The sequence below is a fragment of the Streptomyces sp. CB01635 genome, assembly GCF_002803065.1.
In the GTDB taxonomy this organism is placed as follows: domain Bacteria; phylum Actinomycetota; class Actinomycetes; order Streptomycetales; family Streptomycetaceae; genus Streptomyces.
This window is the reverse complement of sequence record NZ_NNBL01000001.1, coordinates 624,188-646,803: the sequence shown is the minus strand read 5'-3', so window position 1 is coordinate 646,803 and position 22,616 is coordinate 624,188. Positions and strand designations below refer to the sequence as shown.

Sequence of the window (22,616 nt, the reverse complement as noted above, 5' to 3'; positions counted from 1 at the left end):
AGTACGGCGCGGCTCCGGGACAGAGCCCCGCCGGATCTCCATCTCACCGGTTCACCGGACGCCTGTGTGCGTCGCGTCCGGGCTCGAATCCCCGCACTCGGTACGCCCGTAGGCGTATCCGCTTGTGCCCCTCAGTCGTCGCTCCTCCCTCCTGGAGTCCTCAGATGGACGCTCCCCTGTCCCCCGCTTCCCCGGCCACCCTCCCGACCGTCGCGGTCGTCGGTCTCGGCACGATGGGCACCGGCATCGCCGAGGTGCTCGCCCGCGCCGGCCGTGAGGTCATCGGCATCGACATCAGCGAGGCCGCGGGCGCGCAGGCCGTCGCCGCGCTCGAGGCCTCGACGGCGCGTGCGGTGCGCCGCGAGCGCCTCACCGAGGACGAGCGGCGGGACGTCCTCGCCCGGTTCCGCACCTTCACGGACCTCCAAGCCGCGGCCGACGCCGACCTCGTCATCGAGGTGGCCCCCGAGTCGTACGACATCAAGCAGCAGATCTTCCGGGACCTCGACGCCGTCGTGCGGCCGGAGACGATCCTCGCGACCGGCACGAACGCCCTGTCCGTGACGCGGCTCGCCGCCGACTCGGCCCGCCCGGAGCGGGTCCTCGGGCTGCACTTCTTCAACCCGGCGCCCGCGATGAAGCTCGTCGAGGTGGTCTCGTCGGTGCTCACCGCGCCCACGGCCGTCGCGGCGGTCACGGACCTCGCCGTCGAACTCGGCAAGGAGCCCGTCGCGGTGGGCGACCGGCCCGGCTTCGTCGCCGACGGCCTGCTGTTCGGCTACCTCAACCAGGCCGCCGCCATGTACGAGGCGAAGTACGCCTCGCGCGAGGACATCGACGCCGCGATGAAGCTCGGCTGCGGCCTGCCCATGGGCCCCCTCGCGCTGCTCGACCTCATCGGCATCGACACGGCGCGCAGGGTCCTCGACGCCATGTACACCGAGTCCCACGACCGCCTGCACGCGCCGGCGCCCGTCCTCAAGCAGCTCAGCGAGGCGGGTCTGACCGGCCGCAAGTCGGGGCGCGGCTTCTACACGTACGCGGAGCCGGGCAGCTCCGAGGTCGTGCGGGACGCGCTCACCCCGCTCGCGGGCGAGGTCGTGGACGGCGCGCGCACCATCCGCTCGGTCGGCGTCGCGGGCTCCGGGACCATGGCGTCCGGTATCGCGGAGGTCTTCGCGAAGGCGGGCTACGACGTGGTGCTCGCCGCCCGCAGCGAAGAGAAGGCCGAGAAGGCCAAGTCCCGTATCGGCAAGTCTCTTTCGCGCTCTGTCGACAAGGGCCGCATGACCGCGGAGGCGGCGGCGCAGACCCTGGACCGGATCACTCCGGCGGGTTCGTACGACGCCTTCTCGGACGTCGACCTGGCGCTCGAAGCCGTCGCCGAGGACCTGGAGATCAAGCAGCAGCTGTTCGGGACCTTCGACAAGGTGTGCAAGCCGGGCGCGGTCCTCGCCACGACGACCTCGTCGCTGCCCGTCGTGGCCTGCGCCCGCGCGACCTCGCGCCCGCAGGACGTCATCGGCATGCACTTCTTCAACCCGGCGCCCGCGATGAAGCTCGTCGAGGTCGTGCGGACCGTGCTGACCGGCGACGACGTGCACGCCACCGTCCGTGAGGTGTGCACGAAGATCCGCAAGCACCCGGTGGACTGCGGTGACCGCGCGGGCTTCATCGTGAACGCCCTGCTGTTCCCGTACCTGAACAACGCGATCAAGATGGTGCAGGAGCACTACGCGACGCTCGACGACATCGACGCCGCGATGAGGCTCGGCGGCGGCTACCCGATGGGGCCCTTCGAGCTCCTGGACGTGGTCGGCCTCGATGTCTCGCTGGCCATCGAGAAGGTCCTGCACCGCGAGTTCCGCGACCCGGGCCTGGCCCCCGCGCCGCTGCTCGAGCACCTGGTGGCCGCGGGCTGCCTCGGCCGCAAGACCGGCCGCGGCTTCCGCGAATATGCCCGGCGCTGACCAGCCCACGGGCAGCGGCACCGGACGGCCCACCGACTGGGGCGGCCTGCTCCGGCCGCCCGGTCTCGCTCCCCCCGCCCGTGCCCCGGGCGGGGGGAACCCCGCTCGGGCGCACGCCACCGCGCATATGCAGTACGTTCATGGCATGTCCAAGGCCGCCAAGTCCTCCCGAACGACGCCCACGCCCGACGCTCCTGAGAGCGCCGCGGGCTCCCGTGCCGCAGCCCAGCGGCTCAAGATGCGCCGGGAGCTGGCGGCCGCGGCGATGGAACTCTTCGCGACCAAGGGCTACGAGGCCACGACGGTCGACGAGATCGCGGCCGCGGCGGGTGTGGCACGGCGGACCTTCTTCCGCCACTTCCGCTCAAAGGAAGAGGCGATCTTCCCGGACCACGACGACACCCTGATCCGGGCGGAGGCGGTCCTCAACGCGGCGCCCGCGCACGAGCATCCGCTCGACACGGTGTGCCGCGGCATCAAGGAAGTCATGAAGATGTACGCGGCGTCGCCCGCCGTGTCCGTGGAGCGCTACCGCCTCACGCGCGAGGTACCCACCCTGCGCGAGCGCGAGATCGCCTCGGTGGCCCGTTACGAGCGGCTTTTCACCCGCTATCTCCTGGGCCACTTCGACGAGCACGCCCACCAGCACGGCAATGACGACCCGCTGCTCGCCGAGGTCGCCGCGTCCGCCGTCGTCACCGCCCACAACCACGTGCTGCGGCGCTGGCTGCGGGCCGGCGGCCAGGGCGACGTGGAGAACCAGCTCGACCACGCCTTCGCGATCGTCCGCAAGACGTTCGGTACGGGCATCGGGGCGGGTCGGGACACCGCCACCGCTCCGGCGGCCTCTGCGTCCACGGGTGGCGACGTGCTGGTCACCGTGGCGCGCACGGACGCGCCGCTGGACGAGATCATGGGAACGATCGAGAAGGCGCTGCGGGAACGCGGCTAGCCGCTCCGCCGGCACTGCATGAACTGTGCTGGCCCCAGGGGCTGTTGACGCCTCATCAAGAAAAACCGGCCCGCGGGGCGGCGCTCTCCGGCGCGGCCTCCCGCCCGGAGAGCGCCGCCGCCCTCGGCCGGCCGTCCGGCGCGATCTGTGCGCCCGGCTTCCGGTAGGCGGCGGCACTCTCCCCACCGAGCAAGGCCGAGACCCAGTCCGGCCGCAGGTGCGCGATCCGCACGCCACCCTCGCCGCTCCACCTCGCCCGCGTCGCGGGCCCCCCGGAGGCCGCCGTGGGCCCTCTCCGGGGTCTCTGAGACGCAGGCCAGAGCCGCCGTTGGCCTCCGGTGCCATCGAGCCGCACCACCCCTGACCTGCAGTGATCGATCATCGCTCAAAAACTTGTGGCACCCAGTGTCTTGCCGACTGGCACGCGGTGCCATACGTTGAAGGTGTCCGGGCGGCCGGCGTGCAGAGAACTTCCGTACGCCGGCTGTCCCCGCAAGCCACCCAATCCGTGGCGAGCGCGCCCGGACGCCTGCGTCACAGGCAAACTTCTCGCGCCGACCAAGCGCTGCCGTAGCAACACCCCGCCGAACCGACGGCACCTCTCCACCCACACAGCAGCACTCCACCCCGACGTAACCCTCAACGTCCCCCTGGGACGAATCGCCGGAGGCAACATCGTGAAGGAAATCCTGGACGCGATTCAGTCGCCGGAGTCGACCTCCGCCGACTTCGCCGCTCTGCCGCTCCCCGAGTCGTACCGCGCCATCACCGTGCACAAGGACGAGACGGAGATGTTCGCCGGCCTCGACACCCGGGACAAGGACCCCCGCAAGTCGATCCACCTGGACGACGTGCCGGTCCCGGAACTCGGCCCGGGCGAGGCGCTCGTGGCCGTCATGGCCAGCTCCGTGAACTACAACTCGGTCTGGACCTCGATCTTCGAGCCGGTGTCCACCTTCAGCTTCCTGGAGCGCTACGGACGCCTGTCGGAGCTCACCAAGCGCCACGACCTGCCGTACCACATCATCGGTTCCGACCTCGCGGGCGTCGTGCTGCGCACCGGTCCCGGCGTCAACGCCTGGAACCCCGGCGACGAGGTCGTCGCGCACTGCCTCTCCGTCGAGCTGGAGTCCTCGGACGGCCACAACGACACGATGCTCGACCCCGAGCAGCGCATCTGGGGCTTCGAGACGAACTTCGGCGGCCTCGCCGAGATCGCGCTCGTCAAGTCCAACCAGCTGATGCCGAAGCCGGACCACCTGAGCTGGGAAGAGGCCGCGGCCCCCGGCCTGGTGAACTCCACCGCGTACCGCCAGCTCGTCTCCCGCAACGGCGCCGGCATGAAGCAGGGCGACAACGTCCTGATCTGGGGCGCCAGCGGCGGACTCGGCTCGTACGCCACGCAGTTCGCGCTGGCCGGCGGCGCCAACCCGATCTGTGTCGTCTCCAGCCCGGAGAAGGCTGCCATCTGCGAGGCCATGGGCGCCGAAGCGGTCATCGACCGCAACGCCGAGGGCTACAAGTTCTGGAAGGACGAGCACACCCAGGACCCCAAGGAGTGGAAGCGCTTCGGCAAGCGCATCCGCGAGCTGACCGGCGGCGAGGACGTCGACATCGTCTTCGAGCACCCGGGCCGCGAGACCTTCGGCGCCTCCGTGTACGTCACCCGCAAGGGCGGCACGATCGTCACCTGCGCCTCGACGTCCGGCTACAACCACGAGTACGACAACCGCTACCTGTGGATGTCCCTCAAGAAGATCGTGGGCTCGCACTTCGCCAACTACCGCGAGGCGTGGGAGGCGAACCGCCTGGTCGCCAAGGGCAAGATCCACCCGACGCTCTCGAAGGTGTACTCCCTCGAGGACACCGGCCAGGCCGCCTACGACGTGCACCGCAACCTCCACCAGGGCAAGGTCGGCGTCCTCGCGCTGGCCCCGAAGGAGGGCCTGGGCGTCCGCGACCAGGAACTGCGCGCCCAGCACCTCGACGCCATCAACCGCTTCCGCAACATCTGAACCCCTGAGGAGTAGCGGAACATGACTGAGCGCCAGAAGGACCGGCCGTGGCTGATGCGCACGTACGCCGGTCACTCCACGGCTGAGGCGTCCAACGAGCTGTACCGGCGCAATCTCGCCAAGGGCCAGACGGGTCTGTCGGTCGCGTTCGACCTGCCGACGCAGACCGGCTACGACCCGGACCACATCCTCGCCCGCGGCGAGGTCGGCCGGGTCGGGGTGCCGGTCTCGCACCTCGGTGACATGCGCCGGCTGTTCCAGGACATCCCCCTGGAGCAGATGAACACCTCGATGACCATCAACGCCACCGCCATGTGGCTCCTGGCGCTCTACCAGGTCGTCGCCGAGGAGCAGGGCGCGGACATCACCCAGCTCCAGGGCACGACGCAGAACGACATCGTCAAGGAGTACCTGTCGCGGGGCACGCACGTGTTCCCGCCGGCTCCCTCCCTGCGGCTGACGACGGACATGATCGCGTACACGGTCCGGCACATGCCGAAGTGGAACCCGATCAACATCTGCAGCTACCACCTCCAGGAGGCGGGGGCCACACCGGTCCAGGAGATCGCGTACGCGATGTCCACCGCCATCGCCGTTCTCGATGCCGTACGCGACTCAGGGCAGGTCCCCGCCGAGAAGTTCGGGGACGTCGTGGCCCGCATCTCCTTCTTCGTGAACGCGGGTGTCCGCTTCATCGAGGAGATGTGCAAGATGCGGGCGTTCGGGCGGATCTGGGACCAGATCACACGCGAGCGGTACGGCATCGAGAACGCGAAGCAGCGCCGCTTCCGCTACGGCGTCCAGGTCAACTCCCTGGGCCTGACCGAGGCGCAGCCGGAGAACAACGTCCAGCGCATCGTCCTGGAGATGCTGGCCGTGACGCTGTCCAAGGACGCCCGCGCCCGCGCCGTCCAGCTCCCGGCCTGGAACGAGGCGCTCGGACTGCCCCGCCCCTGGGACCAGCAGTGGTCCCTGCGCATCCAGCAGGTCCTCGCGCACGAGAGCGACCTGCTGGAGTACGAGGACATCTTCGCGGGATCGCACGTCATCGAGAAGAAGGTCGACGAGCTCGTCGCCGACTCGTTCGCCGAGATCGAGCGGATCCAGGAGATGGGCGGCGCGATGGCCGCCGTCGAGTCCGGCTACCTCAAGTCGCAGCTCGTCTCCTCGCACGCCGAGCGCCGGGCGCGGATCGAGGGCGGCGAGGAGAAGATCGTCGGCGTGAACATCCACGAGTCGACCGAGCCGAACCCGCTCACCGCCGACCTGGACGCCGCGATCATGACGGTGGATCACCAGGTCGAGTCGCGGGTCGTGCGGGCCATCGACGAGTGGCGCACCACGCGCCAGGAGTCGAGCGACCGGCAGGGCATGGGCGACCCGTACCACTACCCGACCACCCAGCAGGCCGTGGAGCGCCTGAAGGCGGCCGCGGCCGGCACCGAGAACCTGATGGAAGCCACGCTCGAATGCGCCCGTGCGGGTGTCACCACCGGCGAGTGGTCACAGGCACTGCGCGAGGTGTTCGGCGAGTTCCGCGCCCCCACGGGCGTCTCGTCGGCGCCGGTCGCCGTCACCGCCGAGGCGGGCACGCCGCTCGCCCTCGTCCGCGAGAAGGTCCGCCGCACCGGCGACGAGCTCGGCGGCAAGCTGCGCCTCCTGGTCGGCAAGCCGGGCCTCGACGGGCACTCGAACGGCGCCGAGCAGATCGCCGTACGCGCGCGTGACGCGGGCTTCGAGGTGGTCTACCAGGGCATCAGGCTCACGCCCGAACAGATCGTGTCCGCCGCGCTCGCCGAGGACGTGCACTGCGTCGGCCTGTCGATCCTCTCCGGGTCGCACGCCGCCCTGGTGCCCGACGTCCTCGACCGGCTGCGCGAGGCGGGCGCCGCCGAGATCCCGGTGATCGTCGGCGGCATCATTCCCAACGGCGATGCCGAGGACCTGAAGCGCGCGGGCGTGGCCGCCGTCTTCACCCCCAAGGACTTCGGCATCACGGAGATCATCGGACGTATCGTCGACGAGATCCGGCAAGCGAACCAGCTCGACCCTCTGGAGGTCCCCGCATGACCGCGCCCATCAACCGTCTCCGTCCCCGCCGCTCGTGTCTCGCGGTCCCGGGATCGAACCCGCGCTTCCTGGAGAAGGCCCAGGGTCTGCCCGCCGACCAGGTCTTCCTTGACCTGGAGGACGCCTGCGCGCCGCTCGCGAAGCCGGAGGCCCGGCACACCATCGTCAAGTTCCTCAACGAGGGCGACTGGACGGGCAAGACGCGTGTGGTGCGTGTGAACGACTGGACAACCGAGTGGACGTACCGCGATGTCGTCACGGTCGTCGAGGGCGCGGGCCAGAACCTCGACTGCATCATGCTGCCGAAGGTCCAGGACGCCCAGCAGATCGTCGCGCTCGACCTGCTGCTCACGCAGATCGAGAAGACGATGGGCTTCGAGACCGGCAAGATCGGTATCGAGGCGCAGATCGAGAACGCGCAGGGCCTCAACAACGTCAACACGATCGCGACGGCCTCCCAGCGCGTCGAGACGATCATCTTCGGCCCGGCCGACTTCATGGCCTCCATCAACATGAAGTCCCTGGTCGTCGGCGAGCAGCCGCCCGGCTACGACGCCGACGCCTACCACTACATCCTGATGAAGATCCTGATGGCCGCCCGCGCCAACAACCTCCAGGCGATCGACGGCCCCTACCTGCAGATCCGCAACCAGGAGGGCTACAAGGCGGTCGCGAAGCGCGCCGCAGCCCTCGGTTTCGACGGCAAGTGGGTGCTGCACCCGGACCAGGTCGCCGCGGCGAACGAGATCTTCTCGCCCTCGCAGGAGGACTACGACCACGCCGAGCTGATCCTGGACGCGTACGACTTCTGCACGTCCGAGGCCGGCGGCAAGAAGGGCTCGGCGATGCTGGGCGACGAGATGATCGACGAGGCCAGCCGCAAGATGGCCCTCGTCATCTCCGGCAAGGGACGCGCAGCGGGCATGCAGCGCACCTCCAAGTTCGAAGCCCCGGAGGCCTGAGCACCATGCAGTTCGGACGCACCTACGAAGAGTTCGAGGTCGGCGCGGTCTACAAGCACTGGCCCGGAAAGACCGTCACCGAGTACGACGACCACCTCTTCTGTCTCCTGACGATGAACCACCACCCGCTCCACATGGACACGAACTATGCGGAGAACACGACGGACTTCGGCAAGAACGTCGTCGTCGGGAACTACATCTACTCGCTGCTCCTCGGCATGTCCGTCCCGGACGTGTCGGGCAAGGCGATCGCGAACCTCGAGATCGAGTCGCTGCGCCATGTCGCGCCGACCTTCCACGGCGACACGATCTACGGCGAGACCACGGTCCTCGACAAGACGCCGTCGAAGTCGAAGAACGACCGCGGGATCGTCTACGTGGAGACCAAGGGCTACAAGCAGGACGGCACGCTGGTCTGCGTGTTCCGCCGCAAGGTGATGGTCCCCACCGAGACGTACATCAAGGAGCGCGGCGGCGAGCAGCCCGGCCGCCCCCAGCTCAAGGAGCAGGAGAAGTAGCCATGGCGCGACTCGCCCAGACCGCCGGTCTCACCGACGTCCAGCAGGAGATCCTCTCCACCGTCCGCGACTTCGTGGACAAGGAGATCATCCCGGTCGCGACCGAGCTGGAGCACCGCGACGAGTACCCGCAGCAGATCGTCGACGGCCTCAAGGAGTTGGGCCTGTTCGGCCTGATGATCCCGGAGGAGTACGGGGGTCTGGGCGAGTCCCTTCTCACGTACGCGCTGTGCGTCGAGGAGATCGCCCGCGGCTGGATGTCGGTCTCCGGCATCATCAACACGCACTTCATCGTGGCGTACATGCTCAAGCAGCACGGCACGCAGGAGCAGAAGGACTACTTCCTGCCGCGCATGGCGCTGGGCGAGACGCGCGGCGCGTTCTCGATGTCGGAGCCTGCGCTCGGCTCGGACGTGTCGGCGATCTCGTCGAAGGCGGTGAAGGACGGCGAGGAGTACGTCCTGAACGGCCAGAAGATGTGGCTGACGAACGGCGGCTCGTCGAATCTGGTGGCCGTTCTGGTCAAGAGTGACGAAGGACACCCGGAGGGCACGGCGCCCCACAAGTCGATGACGACCTTCCTCGTCGAGAAGGAGCCCGGCTTCGGAGAGGTCCGTCCGGGCCTCACCATTCCGGGGAAGATCGACAAGATGGGTTACAAGGGCGTCGACACGACCGAACTCATCATGGACGGACTACGCATTCCGGCCAATCGGGTGCTCGGCGGCGAGACCGGCCGAGGGTTTTACCAAATGATGGACGGAGTGGAAGTCGGCCGCGTGAATGTCGCGGCACGTGGCTGCGGTGTCGCGCAGCGTGCGTTTGAACTGGGGGTTTCCTACGCCCAGCAACGCCACACGTTCGGCAAGCCCATCGCCCAGCACCAGGCCATCCAGTTCAAGCTCGCGGAGATGGCTACCAAGGTCGAGGCCGCCCATGCGATGATGGTCAATGCAGCACGCAAAAAGGATTCCGGGGAACGAAACGACCTCGAAGCAGGGATGGCGAAGTACCTCGCCTCCGAATACTGCAAGGAAGTGGTCGAGGACGCCTTCCGGATCCACGGCGGCTACGGCTTCTCCAAGGAGTACGAGATCGAGCGCCTCTACCGCGAGGCCCCGATGCTCCTGATCGGTGAAGGTACCGCCGAGATCCAGAAAATGATCATTGGCCGCCGCCTGCTCGAGGAGTATCGATTCCAGGGCTGAATGTCCGCTACAGGGTGTTTTGTTCGAGAAGAAGATCACACCCTGTCAGCACTCTTCAGCCGCCGACTCAGCTTCCTGGCTTGCCCAGTTGTGGCTCGCAACCGATAGCATCCCGGAAAAGCCGCCGTCCCCCCGTACAGAGCGCGGCATCATCCGCTACGAAGGTCATCCATGCCCCACAGCCAAACCTCTGCACCACGCGACGGCGTCCTGGGTGGACGCATTGCGCGCGGAGCATCGCCGTGGCTCCTGCCGACCGTCGCCACAGCCGCCCTGAGCCTGGCCCGTTCGCGTCGCTCCAAGAAGGCCGCCGCAGTAGCCGTACCCGCCACCGCTCTGGCGGCCGGCATGCTGTGGTTCTTCCGCGACCCCGAGCGTGAGATCGCCCCCGGCCGGGTCATCTCCCCGGCCGACGGCGTGGTGCAGAGCATCATGCCGTGGAAGGACGGGCGGACCCGGGTCGCGATCTTCATGAGCCCGCTGAACGTCCACGTCAACCGCGCGCCACTGGCGGGCACGGTGACGTCCGTGGAGCACATCCCCGGCGGGTTCGTCCCGGCGTTCAACAAGGAGAGCGAGAACAACGAGCGCGTTGTCTGGCACTTCGACACCGAGCTCGGCGACATCGAGATGGTGCAGATCGCCGGTGCGGTCGCCCGCCGGATCGTCCCGTACGTCCCGCAGGGCACCAAGCTCGAGCAGGGCGAGCGCATCGGTCTGATCCGCTTCGGGTCGCGCGTCGACATCTACCTCCCCGAGGGTGTCGAGGTCGCGCTCGAGGTCGGCCAGAAGACCGTGGCTGGGGTGACTCGCATTGACCGTGACTGATCCAGAGACGCAGGCCGGGTGGGTGCCCGAGGCCGAGGAGGCGGACGAAGCGGAGGAAATGCCGCTTTCACTGCGCCTGTCGATAGCGGACACCCTCACGCTCGGTAACGCCACGTGCGGCTTCATGGCGGTGTACTTCACCACCACCGGCATCCTGATCCCGCACCTCCAGGGCAGCCAGGAGTCGGGCATGGCCCGGCACAGCGCGGCCACGGCCGTGATCCTGATGCTGGCCGCGGCAATCTTCGACCTGTTCGACGGCCTGGTGGCGCGCAAGCTCCGCTCGTCGCCGATGGGCGCCGAGCTGGACAACCTCTCGGACCTCATCAGCTTCGGCCTCGCACCCGCGTACTTCGTCCTCGTGTACGGCATGGTCGCGGACGACGCGCATCAGCGGGTGGCGGCGGTGGGCGCCATCGTGGTGCTCCTGGCCGTCGTGCTCAGGCTCGCGAGATTCTCGTGCGTGACGGTGAAGGACGGCACCTTCCAAGGCATGCCGAGCCCCTTCGGGGCGCTCACGGTCGTGTCGATCGTGCTCCTCGAGCTGCCGTTCGTGGCCACGGTCCTCGCGATCATCGGTACGGCCTGGCTGATGGTGAGCCGCGTCGAGTACCCGAAGCCGCGCGGTCCGCTTGCGGTCGCGATGCTGGGGTGGATCGTGGCGGCGATGGGGCTCCTGGCGGCCTGGGCGTTCGACGCCCCCGGCGGCCAGCTGCTGCTCCAGACCGGCTGCGCGCTCCAGCTGGTCCTCGGCGCCGTGATCCCGCTGTTCGCGACGGCCCGGAGGGTGAACAACTTCCGGGACAACCGCCGCGAGGCACGCGCCGCGCAGCTTCCGTAACCCGTACCCGTACGTCCGAAGGGCCCCGAACCGCTTGGTTCGGGGCCCTTCGGCTGTCTCAGGGAGCGGGGTGCAGGCCGGTGCCGGGCAGGCCCGGGCGTACCAGGACCTTCACGTGGTCGTCCGGCTGCCGGAGCGTGTCCAGGGCCGCGGACACGCCGCCGAGGCCCACCTGGCCCGTCACGAGCGTGGCCGCGTCGATCGTGCCGTCCGCGATGCGGTCCAGGGTCCTGCCGAACTCCTCCGGCGGGTACGCCATGCACATGGTCACCGTGATGTCCTTGTAGAGGCCGACGACGGGGGTGAAGACGTCCTCCGTCATGCAGGCCCCGATCAGGAGCACCCGCGTCTGACGCGGCGCCCTGTGCAGGATCTCGTTGAACATGCCGGCCCGGCCCGAGCACTCCAGGACCGTGAGCGGCGTGTCCGCGGGCGCGGCCGCCCGCCATGCGTCGAAGGGGTCCTGTGCCGCCGGGTCGACGCACACCTGCGCGCCGAAGCGCTCGGCGAGGGCTCGCCGCCTCGGGGACGGCTCCGATACGACGACGGGCGCCACGCCCCGCTCCACGAGCGCGGCGACGGCTCCCAGGCCGATCGGCCCCGCCCCGATGACGACGGCCCCGGAGCCGGGCTCGGGCGCGGCCCGCGCGACGTTCCCGAACCCCACGGCGAGCGGCTCGGTGAGCGCGGCGGCATGCGGCGCCACGTGGTCGGGCACGGGGATCAGCGCGGCCTCCTGGAGCACGACGCGCTGCCCGAAGCCGCCCGGGAAGGCGGTGGCGTATCCGACGGCGCGCAGGGTGCCGCCCGCGTCGAGCGCCCACGGCAGCCCGACGACGACCCGGCCCTGCCACTCACCCGGGCTCAGCACCCGCGCGCACAGCTCGTGCCCCATGACCAGGTCGGCGTCCGGGTCGAACAGGAACGCCTCGGTGCCGGAGTCGCGGGAGGCGCGCAGGAAGGCGTCGGTGTGGCGGGCGGCGGACAGGTCGGAGCCGCAGATGCCGGTGGCGAGCGGCTCGGCAAGGACCTGTCCGGGGCCCGGCACGGGCTCGGGCACGTCGTCCTCGACGAACCGGCCGCGGCGCAGGACGGCGGCCCTCATCGGCCCTCTCCCCCGCCGCGCACCGCCGCCTCGACCGCGCTGCGCATCGCCCCGACGAACCGCTCGCTGTTCTCGTGGGCCCAGGCGGCCGAAGCAGTGCGGCGCCGGTTCGCGCCGGTGCAGTGCGGGACGACGTACTCGGCGAACAGTTCGTAGCTGCGGCGCTTGGCGGCGGGGGTGCCGGTCGGGAGGCCGAGCAGGAGGAGCGTGCCGAAGCCGCCGCAGGCCTCGGTGAGCGCCTCGACACGGGCCAGGGCGTCGTCCGGAGTGCCGATGGTGGCGACCCCGAAGACCGGGAAGCCCTCGGACGTCCACCGGTCGAGCGCGTCCTTCGCGGTGCGGCCCCAGGGCAGCTCCGTGCCGGACAGGCCCTCGATGTAGCGCACCAGGTGCAGCACCCCGTACGCCGCCTGCTCGCGGGCCGCCTCGCGGGTCTCGGCGAGGTGCATCGGGACGACGAGGCGCCAGGCGGCGCGGTCGGCGGTGTGGCCGTGGCGACGCGACGCGCTCTGACGCGGCTCGCGCGGGAGGGCTGGGTACGCACGGAGCCGGCCGGGCGCAGGACCCGCCTCGTCCTGGAGCCGCGCCTGGTGACGCTGCTCACCGCGTGGACGCACCGGCTGGAGCGCGCGGTCGACGAGACGGCCTGGGGCGGCGAGTGGCAGCAGCTGCTGCTGCGCGTACCGGCCGGAGAGTGGCGTGAACGGGCGCTGGTGGAACAGCAGCTGGCGTTCGAGGGGTTCGGGCCGCTCGGGCAGGGCGTGTGGGTGGCCGCCGACGCCGGTGGTGTGCCGGTGCTGCGTGAGCTGCTGTACGAGCAGGGCCTCGACGCGTACGCGCTGTGGCTGACGTCGCGCACGCCGGACGACGCGCGGCTCATCGAGCGGGCCTGGGACCTGGCCGCGGTCCGGGAGAGCCACGAGCGGTTCGTGGCGCGCTTCGGTGGCCTCCGCGCGGCAGAAGACGCGTCCGGCGACGCGGCCGCTTTCGTGGCCAGGACCCGGCTGGTGCACGCCTGGCGCGGGACGTTCGAGCGGGATCCGCGGCTACCGGGCGCGCTGCTGCCGGACGACTGGCCGGGCCGCGCAGCGACCCGGCTGTTCGTCGACGCGTGGCGGGCGCTGCGGGAGCCCGCCGACCGCTACTGGCGCGGCCTCACCGGGGATCAGGCCGCAGGCGGTGTGTAGCCCTTGGCGACCTCCGACTCCTGCGCCTCGCGTACGACCTTCATGCCCCCGGTCACCGACTTGTCGGGCTGAAGGATCACCGACTGGTTCGAGGAGGGGGCCTTCGGGTCGCTGAAGTCCTGGGTGACGCCGAAGCCGTTGTCGAAGGCGTCGATCGTCAGGAGCGCCTTGTCGACGCCTTCGCGGGTGAGGTCCTTGCTCGCGCAGGCCTTCTTCAGGGCGTCACCGAAGACGGAGGCCGCGGTCCAGCCGGCCACGACGCCGTTGTCGAGGGAGTCCTTCGGATAGGCCGCCTTGTAGTCCGCGACCAGCTTCTGCGCCTTGGGTGTCTCGGCGCCGATGGGCAGGGACGGGGACGCGACGTAGTAGTTCTTCATCAGCGCGGGACCCGCCTGGGTCGCGAGGAGCTGCGGGGCGAAGGCGGAGTTGTTGCCGATGACGGGCACGTCGAAGCCGCCGGCCGCGGCGACCCCGACGAGGGAGGCCGCCTGGCGCGGGCCCGCACTGATCACGATGCCCTTCACGCCTGCCTTCTTCAGGGCGGCGACCTGTGCCGTCATGTCGTTGTCGGTCGGCTTGATCTTCTGCTCGACGACGGTCAGGCCGGACTTCCCCGCCATGTAGCGGGAGCCCTTGAGCGCGCTCTCGCCGTAGTCGCCCTCGAAGTAGACGTGCCCGAGCTTGTCGCCCTTCCTGAGGCCCTTCTCCTTCATCAGGAAGTCGATCGCGTTGATCGTCTCCAGGTCGTACGTCGAGCCGATGACGCGCACGTACGGGCTGCCGAGCAGGCTCGCCGACCAGGCCTGCGGCAGGACGAGGCCCTTGTCCTGGCCGTCGATGCGCTGCTTGACCGCGGCGACGAACGGCGAGCCGATGAACTGGGTGAAGCCGAGCACCTTCGGGGCCAGTTCGGTGTATCCGGCGACGGCCTTCTGCGGGTCGTAGCCGTGGTCGCGGACGGTGAGGGACAGCTTGTAGCCGCAGATGCCGCCGGCCGCGTTCGTCTGCTTCACGTACAGCTGCTGCGCCTGGGTGACGCTCTTGCCGAGGGTGGCGTAGACGCCCGTCATGTCGGTGAGGGCGCCGAGCGTGATCGTTTTCCCGGAGATGCCCTCTCCGGTCCTGACGCCGCCCGCGCCCGCCTTGCCGCCCTTGTCGCCGTCACCTCCGGTGTCCTTCGCCTTGGAGCTGCACGCGGTGAGCGCGAGCAGGGTGGCGGCCGCCAGCGCGGCGGCCCTGAGGGTGGTTGCGCGGGACGTCATGTGTCCTCCTGGGGAGTTGGCCTGCCGTGCCGGGCGGTGATCCTCACCAGGCCGCCGGGCAGGAAGAGCACCACCGCCACGACGGCGGCGCCGTAGAGGTACCGGGCCGCCTCGCCCGGTGCGATCCCGCCGGTCCCGGGCGCGGAGACGAGCGGGAGCAGATCGCTGTAGCGCGTGAGGATCTGGGGCAGCAGCGAGACGAAGGCCGCGCCGATGACGGCGCCCGACACCGAGCCGAGCCCGCCGATGACGATCATGGCGAGGTAGTCGAGGGACAGCGTCATGCCGAAGTACTCGGGCACGGTCCGCTGGAAGACGAGCGCGAGGAGCACCCCGGCGAGGCCCGCGTACATCGACGACAGGACGAAGACCGCAGCGCGGTAGCGGGCGACGGGCACACCGATGACCCCGGCGGCGACGCGGTGGTCGCGGATCGCGTTCATGGCGCGTCCCGGGCGGCCTCGCAGCACGCCGCGCGCGAAGAGTCCGCCTGCCAGGAGCAGTACGAGCCCCAAGTACCAGAGCTTCTCCGCGGACCCGAACGGCACGGCGGCGACGACGAGTTCACTGTCGTCGAAGGTGAGCCCGAACAGGTGCAGGGGCGGTACGTCGCGTCCGTTGAAGCCGCCCGTCAGGTCGCGGGCGTTGAAGAGCATGTGCTGGCCGATGAAGATCAGGGCGAGGGTGGCGATGCCGAGGTAGGCGCCGCGCAGACGGCCCGCGATGGGGCTGAAGACGCCGCCCGCGACCCCGGCGACGAGGACCGCGAGGACGGCCGCGAGCCAGGTCGGCAGCCCGAGCCCGGTCAGGCCGTCGGCTCCGTCACCGTCTCCGGCGAACACGCAGTACCCGTACGCCCCCACGGCCAGGAAGAACGCGTGGCCCATGGAGAGCTGGCCGGTCGCGCCGGTGAGGAGGTTGAGGCCGGTCGCGCCGATCGCGGCCGCCATCGCGAACAGGCCCGCCTGGAGCCAGAACCGGTCGACGTAGAAGGGCAGGGCGAGCAGGAGGACCGCCCCTGCGGCCGACACGTAGGTGCGGCGGCGGGCCAGGAACGCGGGCCGGCGGACGGACCTGCGCGCGGGCTGCTCGGTGCGGGTGACGGCCTCAGACACGGGCGAGCTCCTTCGTGCCGAAGAGGCCGGCGGGCCTGATGAGCAGGATGGCGGTCATCACGAGATAGGGCGCGACATCGCCCAGCCCGCGCCCCATGAAGGAGAGTTCGCTCTGGTAGCCGGTGGCCATGGACTCGGTCACACCCACGAGGAGGCCACCGACCAATGCGCCGGTGGTGGAGTCGAGGCCCCCGAGTATCGCGGCGGGGAACGCCTTGAGGGCTGCGAGCGACGTGGCGCGTTCCAGGCCGGGCGTCGGGAAGACGGTGAGGAAGAGCGCGGCCACGGCCGCGAGTCCCCCGGCCACGGCCCAGGCGCCGAGCGAGACCCTGCCCAGGCGTACGCCCATCAGCGCGGCGGTCTCCTGGCTCTCGGCGGCGGCGCGCATCGCGACGCCCCACGACGTGTACCGGAACGCCAGCAGGAAGACCGTGATCAGGAGCGCGGCGACCACGAACGCGGCGATCCGCGTGTGGGCGACGGAGACCTGGCCGACGGTGAGCACGTCGTCGCCCCACGGGTCACCGAGGGAGAGGACGTCGGTGCCGAGGCGGCGCGTCAGCTCCGTGGTGAGCAGGATGTCGACGCCGATGGTGACGATGGCGAGGACGGCGTGGTCGGAGCCCCGGTAGCGGCGCATCACGAGGAACTCCACCGCGGCGCCCACGACGGCGGCGCCCGCGATCCCGGCGAGCAGCGCGGGCCAGAACCCGAGGCTCTCGTGCAGCGACGCGGTGATGTATCCGCCGGCGAGGAGCAGCGAGGCATGCGCGAAGTTCACCACTTCGGTGGCGCGGAAGATGACGACGAAGCCGAGGGCGATCAGGGCGTAGACGGCTCCCAACGAGACACCGTTGAGGAGGAGTTCGACGAAGGTGCTCACGACGCGGCTCCCTCTCCCAGGTAGGCACGGACGACGGCGGGGTCGTTCTGTACGTCGTCCGGGGTGCCGTCGGCGATGAGCCGGCCGAAGTCGAGCACGGTCACGGCGTCGGCGAGCCGCATCACCACCCCCATGTCGTGTTCCACCAGGACGATCGAGATGCCGAGGCTGTCGCGGACCCCGGCGATGACACCGGCGGTACGGGCGCGCTCCCGCGCGGTCATCCCTGCGACGGGCTCGTCGAGCAGCAGGAGGCGCGGCTCCATGCACAGGGCGCGGGCCAGTTCGGCGAGCTTCTGCTGCCCGTACGGCAATGAGCCTGCGGGACTGGCGAGTTGGTGCTCGATGCCGACGAACGCGGCGATCTCTCTGACGCGTTCGCGGTGCCTGCGCTCCTCGCGGGCGGCGGCGGGCAGCCGCAGACCGGCGGCCAGGAACCCGGCGCTGGTCAGCCGGTGCCGGCCGAGCATCAGGCAGTCCTCGACGGTGTCGCGGGGCGGCAGTGCGAGGTTCTGGAAGATCCGGGCGACGCCGAGGCCGGCGATGCGGTGGGCGGACATCCCGGTGAGCTCGTGCTCGCCGAAGCGGACGCTGCCGGCGGTGGCGCGGTAGACACCGGACAGCACGTTGAAACAGGTGGACTTCCCGGCGCCGTTGGGCCCGATGAGGGCGTGGACGGTACCGGGGCGGACGGTGAAGCCGACGGCGTCGAGGGCGGTGAGGCCTGAGAAGCGGACGGTGAGGTCGCGGACGTGGAGGGGCGGGATGTCGGGGGCGCCGGGGTCGGGCCGCGCGTCGTTCGGGTTCCGGTCCGGCTCCTGCGGCATCCGTGCGGGCTCCGAGGTCATCGCGGGCCTCCCCAGCGGGGCAGGGACGGGAGCGTCCCTGCGCCGCGGGTCGCGTCGGCGGCCGCCGTCTCGTCCACGACCCCCAGGTAGCGGCGGCGGATCTCGTCGGACGCGGCGAGGTCCGCCGCCGGGCCCTCGACCGCGACCTCTCCGACGTCGAGGACGTATGCCTGCGAGGCGAGGCGGAGCGCGAGGGCCGCGTTCTGCTCGACGAGCAGGACCGAAGTGCCCTGCGCGTTGATCTCCAGGACCGTCTCGGCGATCCGCGCGGCCATCAACGGGGCGAGGCCCAGGGACGGTTCGTCCAGGAGCAGCAGGTGCGGCGAGGCCATCAGGGCCCTGCCCACGGCCAGCATCTGCTGCTCGCCGCCGGACAGGAGCCCTGCGCGCTGGGCCGCGCGGTCGGCGAGGACCGGGAACAGTTCGTGGACGCGGCGCAGCGCGGCCGCCTTCGCGGCCCGGGAACCGGCGGAGCCGAGCGCCCCCGCGCGCAGGTTGTCGGCCACGGTCATTCGGGCGAACACCCGCCTGCCCTCCGGGACTTGGGCGATTCCGGCGGCGACGACCCGGTCCGGGGCGAGCCCGTCCAGGGGCCGGCCGCAAAAGCGGATCGTGCCCGCGGTGACCGCGCCGCGCTGGAAGCCGAGGGTGCGCGAAATCGCCCTCAGGAGCGTCGACTTGCCGGCTCCGTTGTTTCCGAGCACCGCGACGACGGCGCCCTCGGGGACGTACAGGGACACGTCGCGCAGGGCGCGTACGGGCCCGTAGCCGACGGACACGCCGTCGACGACCAGTCCGGAATCTGCCACCCGTACCCCCTAGGTGCCGTGTCTCAGGTGCCGTGTCTCAGGTGCCGTCGCTCAGGTGCCGCCGCTCGCCACATGGAACGGGCCTGTGCGCCGCGTGGCGCTCACCCCAGCACCGCCGGGGCGGCCCGTCCACGGGCCGCGGGCGAATCGCTGCGGGTGACCAGCGCTCACCGGCGTCGGTTGTGCACGGGCACAACACCCCGCGTCAGGGGCCTGCCGGGCGCGGCCGTGCGGTGACATCCTCCGCACGGGACCACCTCGCGACGCCCTTGCCGCGGTGGACCGTGGGGAGGGGCGATGAGCAGGCGCAGGCCTCGCACCGGCCAGGACTGGAGACTTCTGAGGGAGACGTGCACGGAGTTGCTGGAGCGGGTGCCGGAACTGGTGGACGAGCATCTGCGCCAGCTCTCCGCGTACTCGGAGGTGTACGGGCGGGTGCTGCCGTACGACGTCCGGTGGCGCGAGGCCGAGGAGGCGATGCGCATCGGCATCGAGACGATCGTCGCCCCGCGCACGTCGCCCCGGCGGGACCTGGAGTACGCGGAGGAGTCGGGCCGGCGCCGGGCCGGTCAGGGGCTGCCGGTCGACCTGCTCGTGCACGCGTACCGCAACGCGGGCTATCTGGTGTGGGACGCGCTGCTCGAGAGCCCCGCCGGGCAGGACCCGGAGAAGCTGGCCGTGCTCATGCGGTCGGCGACGATGGTGTGGGCGGCGGTGGACGCGCAGGCCGCGGCGGCGGCCGAGGCGTACCGCGCCACCGAGATGGAGCTGCGGCGGCGCACGGACGAGCAGTTGCAGGCACTCCTCGACGCGCTTCTCGAGGGCAGGCCCGCGCCGGGCCTGGCGGCGCGGGCCGCCGCCGGGCTCGATCTGCCGGAGCACGGCCCGTACGCGGTGGTGGTGCTGCGCGTCGACCGGCGCGACGGGCGCGAGGCATTCCACCGGCGGATCCAGAACCCGGGCTTCCGGTTCATCTGGCGGATGCGGACGGACTGCGAGGTCGGTGTGGTCGCGCTCGGCAGCGGCGAGGGGCTGGACGAGCTGACGGCACTCCTGGACGGGCGGTGCCCGGGGCCCGGCGGGGTCAGCCCCGTGGTGGCCGGGCTCGCGGAGCTGGGGCACGCGCGGCGCCTGGCCGAACTCGCCCTGCGCACCTGCCCGCCGGACGCGACCGGAATCGTCCGGCTCGACCGGCGCATGCCGACGGCTCTGGTGGTCAGCCAGCCCGAGCTTGCGGGCCGCCTGGTCACGGACGTGTTCGGCGAGGTTCTCGCGCTGGAGCCGGGCGACCGGGCGGTGCTGCTCGAAACGCTCGACGCGTGGCTGTCCTGCGAGGGCTCGGCGGGCCGGGCGGCGGGCCGCCTCTACTGCCACCGCAACACGGTCTTCAACCGGCTGCGCCGCCTCGAACAGCTGACGTCCAGGTCACTGTCCCGGCCGCGCGACCTGATGGAGATGACCCTGGCCCTCGACGCCTACCGGCTCTCGCCGGGGTGAGGACCATCCCTCACCCCGGCGCGCGCCGGGTCACACCAGGAAGTCGCGGGCGATCCGCTCCGCCACGGTCTCCAGGATCGGGCCTGCCTCGGCGATGCAGCGGGCCACGTCCGGCTCCACGTCCGTGAGGGCGTAGGCGCGGCGGATGCCCGCGCGGCCCAGGGCCTCCGGGGGAAGGGCGAGGCGGCCGCAGACCGCCACGACCTCGACGCCCGCCGCGCGGGCCGCCGCGGCGACGCCCGCCGGGGCCTTGCCGTGGAGCGTCTGCTCGTCGAGGGAACCCTCGCCCGTGATGACGAGGGTGGCGCGGGCGAGCGCGGGCGCGAAGCCGAGGACGTCGAGCATGACCTCGATGCCGGCCCGGAAGCCCGCTCCCAGGCCGACCAGGGCGCCGTAGCCGATGCCGCCGGCGGCTCCGGCGCCGGGCGATTCGGCGTATTCGAGTGCCTTGGGGCCGATCGACTTGGCCAGGACCCGCGCGAAGTGGGCCAGCGCCGCGTCCAGGTCGGCGACGTCGTCCGACGTCGCGCCCTTCTGCGGGCCGTACACCGCCGGCGCACCCTTCGGGCCGGTCAGCGGGTTGTCGACGTCGCTGGCGAGGACGATCTCCACGTCGGCCAGGCGCGGGTCGAGCCCCGAGAGGTCGGCCGTGGCCAGGTCGGCGAGGGGCCCGCCGCCCGGGCCGACGGGCTTGCCGTCCGCGTCCAGGAAGCGTGCGCCGAGCGCGGCCAGCATTCCGGCGCCGCCGTCGGTCGTGGCGCTGCCGCCCACGCCGAAGACGATGGAGCGGGCGCCCGCGTCGAGCGCCGCGGCGAGCAGTTCGCCGGACCCGTACGTGGTCGAGGTCAGCGGCGCGAAGACGCCTTCGGGCAGCAGCTGGAGCCCGGACGCCTCGGCCATCTCGACGACGGCCGTGCCGTCCCGCAGGGCGTACGCCGCCGTGACCTCGTCACCGAGCGGCCCCGTGACCCGGACCTCGCGGCGCTCGAAACCGGCCGCCACGGCCGCGGCCACCGTGCCGTCCCCGCCGTCCGCGACGGGCACGGACTCGACCGTCACCCCGGGCGCGATCCGCCGCAGGCCGGCCGTGACCCGCTCCGCGACCTGCACGGCCGTGAGCGAGCCCTTGAACTTGTCCGCGGCGATGAGCACGTGCTCCGCCGTCACTCCAGCGTCCGCCACCTTGCATTCCCCTTGCTTTCGCGCCTTGCTCGCGCAAGGCAGTCGCGCCGCTGCGACCTTAACCGGAGGTGGGGGCCGCTGCCCATGGCTGTCCGGTCAGCGAAACGGCCCTCTCGGACGATAAGTCCCGCTATACATACTCAAACCCGGGCGTCATGAGCGCGGAAATGATCGATCAGCCGGGCGCGGTGCGCGGACGGTCCGGCGCACGGCCCGGAACGCCTCGCCCCACCGCGGCCCCTCATCGGGTACACCAAAGACATGACCCCAGTGGGCAGCGACCTCCAGGACCGGGTGCTCGGCGGCTGGCTCGGCCGGATCGCGGGCAACATGCTCGGCAAGCCGGTGGAACAGGGCGAGCGCTGGACCCGGGCGCGCATCGACAGCTATCTGCGGCGGGCCGCCGCCCTGCCGCTCACCGACTATCTGCCCGAACCCGCCGACGAGTCCGACGGCCTCGCGCTGCGCCCCGAGTGGCGGCGGTGCGTACGCGGACGGATCCACGGCAGCTGCCGGGACGACGACGTGGACTACGCGATCCTCGGCCTGCACCTCCTGGAGACGCACGGCTTCTCCTTCTCCACGGAACAGGTGGGTGATCTGTGGCTGATGAGGCTGCCGTATCTGCAGACGTTCACCGCGGAGCGGGCGGCGTACCGCAATCTCGCGAACGGGCTGAAGCCGCCGCTCACGGCGACGTTCGACAATCCGTACCAGGAGTGGATCGGCGCGCTGATCCGTGCCGACATCTTCGGGTGGACCTGTCCGGGCGACCCGCACCGCGCCGCCTCCCTCGCGCGCCGCGACGCGGTCCTGTCCCATACGGGCAACGGCGTGTACGGCGCGATGTGGGCGGCGGCGCTCGTCGCGGCGGCGTTCACGGCGCCGGGCCCGCGCGCCGCGCTCGACACCGCACTCACCGTGATCCCGGCGAGCAGCCGACTGGCCCGTACGGTGTGCCGTACTGCCACGCTCCACGAGTCGCGGCTGAGCTGGGAGGAGACGCTCGCGACGCTGGAGGAGGAGACGGCCGGGCTCGGCTGGATCCACGCGGTCCCGAACGCGGCCGTCATCACGGCCGGGCTCCTGTACGGCGACGGGGACTTCACCCGCACTCTCGCGCTCACGGTGCGCGGCGGCCTGGACACCGACTCGAACGGCGCGACGGCCGGGTCCGTGGCCGGTGTACTGTGCGGGGCTGCGGCGATCCCGGCGCAGTGGAAGGACCCGCTGGAGGACCGGGTGCGCAGCGCGGTGTTCGGGTTCGACGGCGCGCGGATCAGCGAACTCGCGGCGCGTACGGTCGAGTTGGCCGAGGCGTGATCCGGCGGCCACGGGCCCCGGCACACGGTCGTTAGGCTTCC

At 71.1% G+C, this 22,616-nt stretch carries 20 protein-coding genes; 12 read left to right on the top strand and 8 right to left on the bottom strand.

The annotated features are described in order from the left end of the window. Positions 1–164: 164 nt before the first annotated feature. The 9 genes from CG723_RS02755 (at position 165) to pssA (ending at position 11,364) form a co-directional block, all read left to right on the top strand. Positions 165–1,970, top strand: a complete 1,806-nt coding sequence (locus tag CG723_RS02755; protein WP_100591528.1) for a 3-hydroxyacyl-CoA dehydrogenase family protein — start codon at positions 165–167, stop codon at positions 1,968–1,970. Positions 1,971–2,097: 127 nt separating this feature from the next. Beyond that, positions 2,098–2,922, top strand: a complete 825-nt coding sequence (locus tag CG723_RS02750; protein WP_199841634.1) for a TetR family transcriptional regulator — start codon at positions 2,098–2,100, stop codon at positions 2,920–2,922. A 677-nt stretch (positions 2,923–3,599) separates the two neighbouring features. Beyond that, on the top strand, positions 3,600–4,937 hold the full coding sequence (gene ccrA, locus CG723_RS02745) for a crotonyl-CoA carboxylase/reductase (protein WP_100591526.1): 1,338 nt from the start codon (positions 3,600–3,602) through the stop codon (positions 4,935–4,937). 21 nt (positions 4,938–4,958) lie between these two features. Next, entirely contained in the window at positions 4,959–7,007 is a 2,049-nt protein-coding gene (locus tag CG723_RS02740; protein WP_100591525.1) for a protein meaA, read from the top strand. Further along, positions 7,004–7,969, top strand: coding sequence for an HpcH/HpaI aldolase/citrate lyase family protein (locus tag CG723_RS02735; protein ID WP_100591524.1), 966 nt, complete (start codon positions 7,004–7,006; stop codon positions 7,967–7,969). Before CG723_RS02740 ends, CG723_RS02735 begins: the two co-directional genes overlap by 4 nt. Before the next feature lie 5 nt (positions 7,970–7,974). Beyond that, complete coding sequence (locus CG723_RS02730; RefSeq protein ID WP_100591523.1) at positions 7,975–8,487, top strand: MaoC family dehydratase; 513 nt, start codon at positions 7,975–7,977, stop codon at positions 8,485–8,487. 2 nt (positions 8,488–8,489) lie between these two features. Next, positions 8,490–9,695 carry an acyl-CoA dehydrogenase family protein gene (locus CG723_RS02725; RefSeq protein ID WP_100591522.1) on the top strand — a complete coding sequence of 402 codons (1,206 nt, stop codon included), beginning with the start codon at positions 8,490–8,492 and terminating at the stop codon, positions 9,693–9,695. A gap of 171 nt (positions 9,696–9,866) precedes the next feature. Continuing rightward, positions 9,867–10,523: a phosphatidylserine decarboxylase gene (locus tag CG723_RS02720; protein WP_100591521.1), complete on the top strand. Its 657-nt coding sequence runs from the start codon at positions 9,867–9,869 to the stop codon at positions 10,521–10,523. Then, the gene (gene pssA, locus CG723_RS02715) at positions 10,510–11,364 is read left to right on the top strand and encodes a CDP-diacylglycerol--serine O-phosphatidyltransferase (RefSeq protein WP_100591520.1); all 855 of its coding nucleotides are present in this window, start codon (positions 10,510–10,512) and stop codon (positions 11,362–11,364) included. Before CG723_RS02720 ends, pssA begins: the two co-directional genes overlap by 14 nt. 58 nt (positions 11,365–11,422) lie before the next feature. Here the strand turns inward: pssA and CG723_RS02710 are convergent, their stop codons facing one another. Together CG723_RS02710 and CG723_RS02705 are read right to left on the bottom strand one after the other, a co-directional pair. Continuing rightward, entirely contained in the window at positions 11,423–12,469 is a 1,047-nt protein-coding gene (locus tag CG723_RS02710) for a zinc-binding dehydrogenase (protein ID WP_100591519.1), read from the bottom strand. Beyond that, entirely contained in the window at positions 12,466–12,918 is a 453-nt protein-coding gene (locus tag CG723_RS02705; RefSeq protein WP_100591518.1) for a hypothetical protein, read from the bottom strand. Before CG723_RS02705 ends, CG723_RS02710 begins: the two co-directional genes overlap by 4 nt. Positions 12,919–12,960: 42 nt before the next feature. Between CG723_RS02705 and CG723_RS02700 the strand changes: the two genes are divergently transcribed. Continuing rightward, complete coding sequence (locus tag CG723_RS02700) at positions 12,961–13,656, top strand: PaaX family transcriptional regulator C-terminal domain-containing protein (protein ID WP_159032374.1); 696 nt, start codon at positions 12,961–12,963, stop codon at positions 13,654–13,656. Here the strand turns inward: CG723_RS02700 and CG723_RS02695 are convergent. The 5 genes from CG723_RS02695 to CG723_RS02675 are packed head-to-tail and all read right to left on the bottom strand — an operon-like array spanning position 13,635 to position 18,573. After that, positions 13,635–14,918 (bottom strand): ABC transporter substrate-binding protein, encoded by a 1,284-nt coding sequence (locus CG723_RS02695; protein ID WP_100591516.1) that lies wholly within the window; start codon positions 14,916–14,918, stop codon positions 13,635–13,637. The genes CG723_RS02700 and CG723_RS02695 overlap by 22 nt on opposite strands. Further along, positions 14,915–16,033, bottom strand: coding sequence for a branched-chain amino acid ABC transporter permease (locus CG723_RS02690; protein WP_100591515.1), 1,119 nt, complete (start codon positions 16,031–16,033; stop codon positions 14,915–14,917). Before CG723_RS02690 ends, CG723_RS02695 begins: the two co-directional genes overlap by 4 nt. Then, a complete protein-coding gene (locus CG723_RS02685; RefSeq protein ID WP_100591514.1) occupies positions 16,026–16,916 on the bottom strand; it encodes a branched-chain amino acid ABC transporter permease in 891 nt (296 codons plus the stop codon). The genes CG723_RS02690 and CG723_RS02685 overlap by 8 nt, the downstream gene beginning before the upstream one ends. Next, positions 16,913–17,743: an ABC transporter ATP-binding protein gene (locus CG723_RS02680; protein ID WP_100591803.1), complete on the bottom strand. Its 831-nt coding sequence runs from the start codon at positions 17,741–17,743 to the stop codon at positions 16,913–16,915. Before CG723_RS02680 ends, CG723_RS02685 begins: the two co-directional genes overlap by 4 nt. A gap of 17 nt (positions 17,744–17,760) precedes the next feature. After that, the gene (locus CG723_RS02675) at positions 17,761–18,573 is read right to left on the bottom strand and encodes an ABC transporter ATP-binding protein (protein ID WP_100591513.1); all 813 of its coding nucleotides are present in this window, start codon (positions 18,571–18,573) and stop codon (positions 17,761–17,763) included. A 297-nt stretch (positions 18,574–18,870) separates the two neighbouring features. Here CG723_RS02675 and CG723_RS02670 point away from each other — a divergent pair, with 297 nt between their 5' ends. After that, positions 18,871–20,070, top strand: a complete 1,200-nt coding sequence (locus CG723_RS02670) for a PucR family transcriptional regulator (RefSeq protein ID WP_100591512.1) — start codon at positions 18,871–18,873, stop codon at positions 20,068–20,070. Positions 20,071–20,100: 30 nt separating this feature from the next. Here CG723_RS02670 and CG723_RS02665 read toward each other — a convergent pair whose 3' ends face one another. Next, positions 20,101–21,252: a glycerate kinase gene (locus CG723_RS02665; RefSeq protein WP_100591511.1), complete on the bottom strand. Its 1,152-nt coding sequence runs from the start codon at positions 21,250–21,252 to the stop codon at positions 20,101–20,103. Between the two features lie 261 nt (positions 21,253–21,513). Here CG723_RS02665 and CG723_RS02660 point away from each other — a divergent pair, with 261 nt between their 5' ends. After that, the gene (locus CG723_RS02660) at positions 21,514–22,575 is read left to right on the top strand and encodes an ADP-ribosylglycohydrolase family protein (protein WP_100591510.1); all 1,062 of its coding nucleotides are present in this window, start codon (positions 21,514–21,516) and stop codon (positions 22,573–22,575) included. The last annotated feature ends 41 nt before the right edge of the window (positions 22,576–22,616 follow it).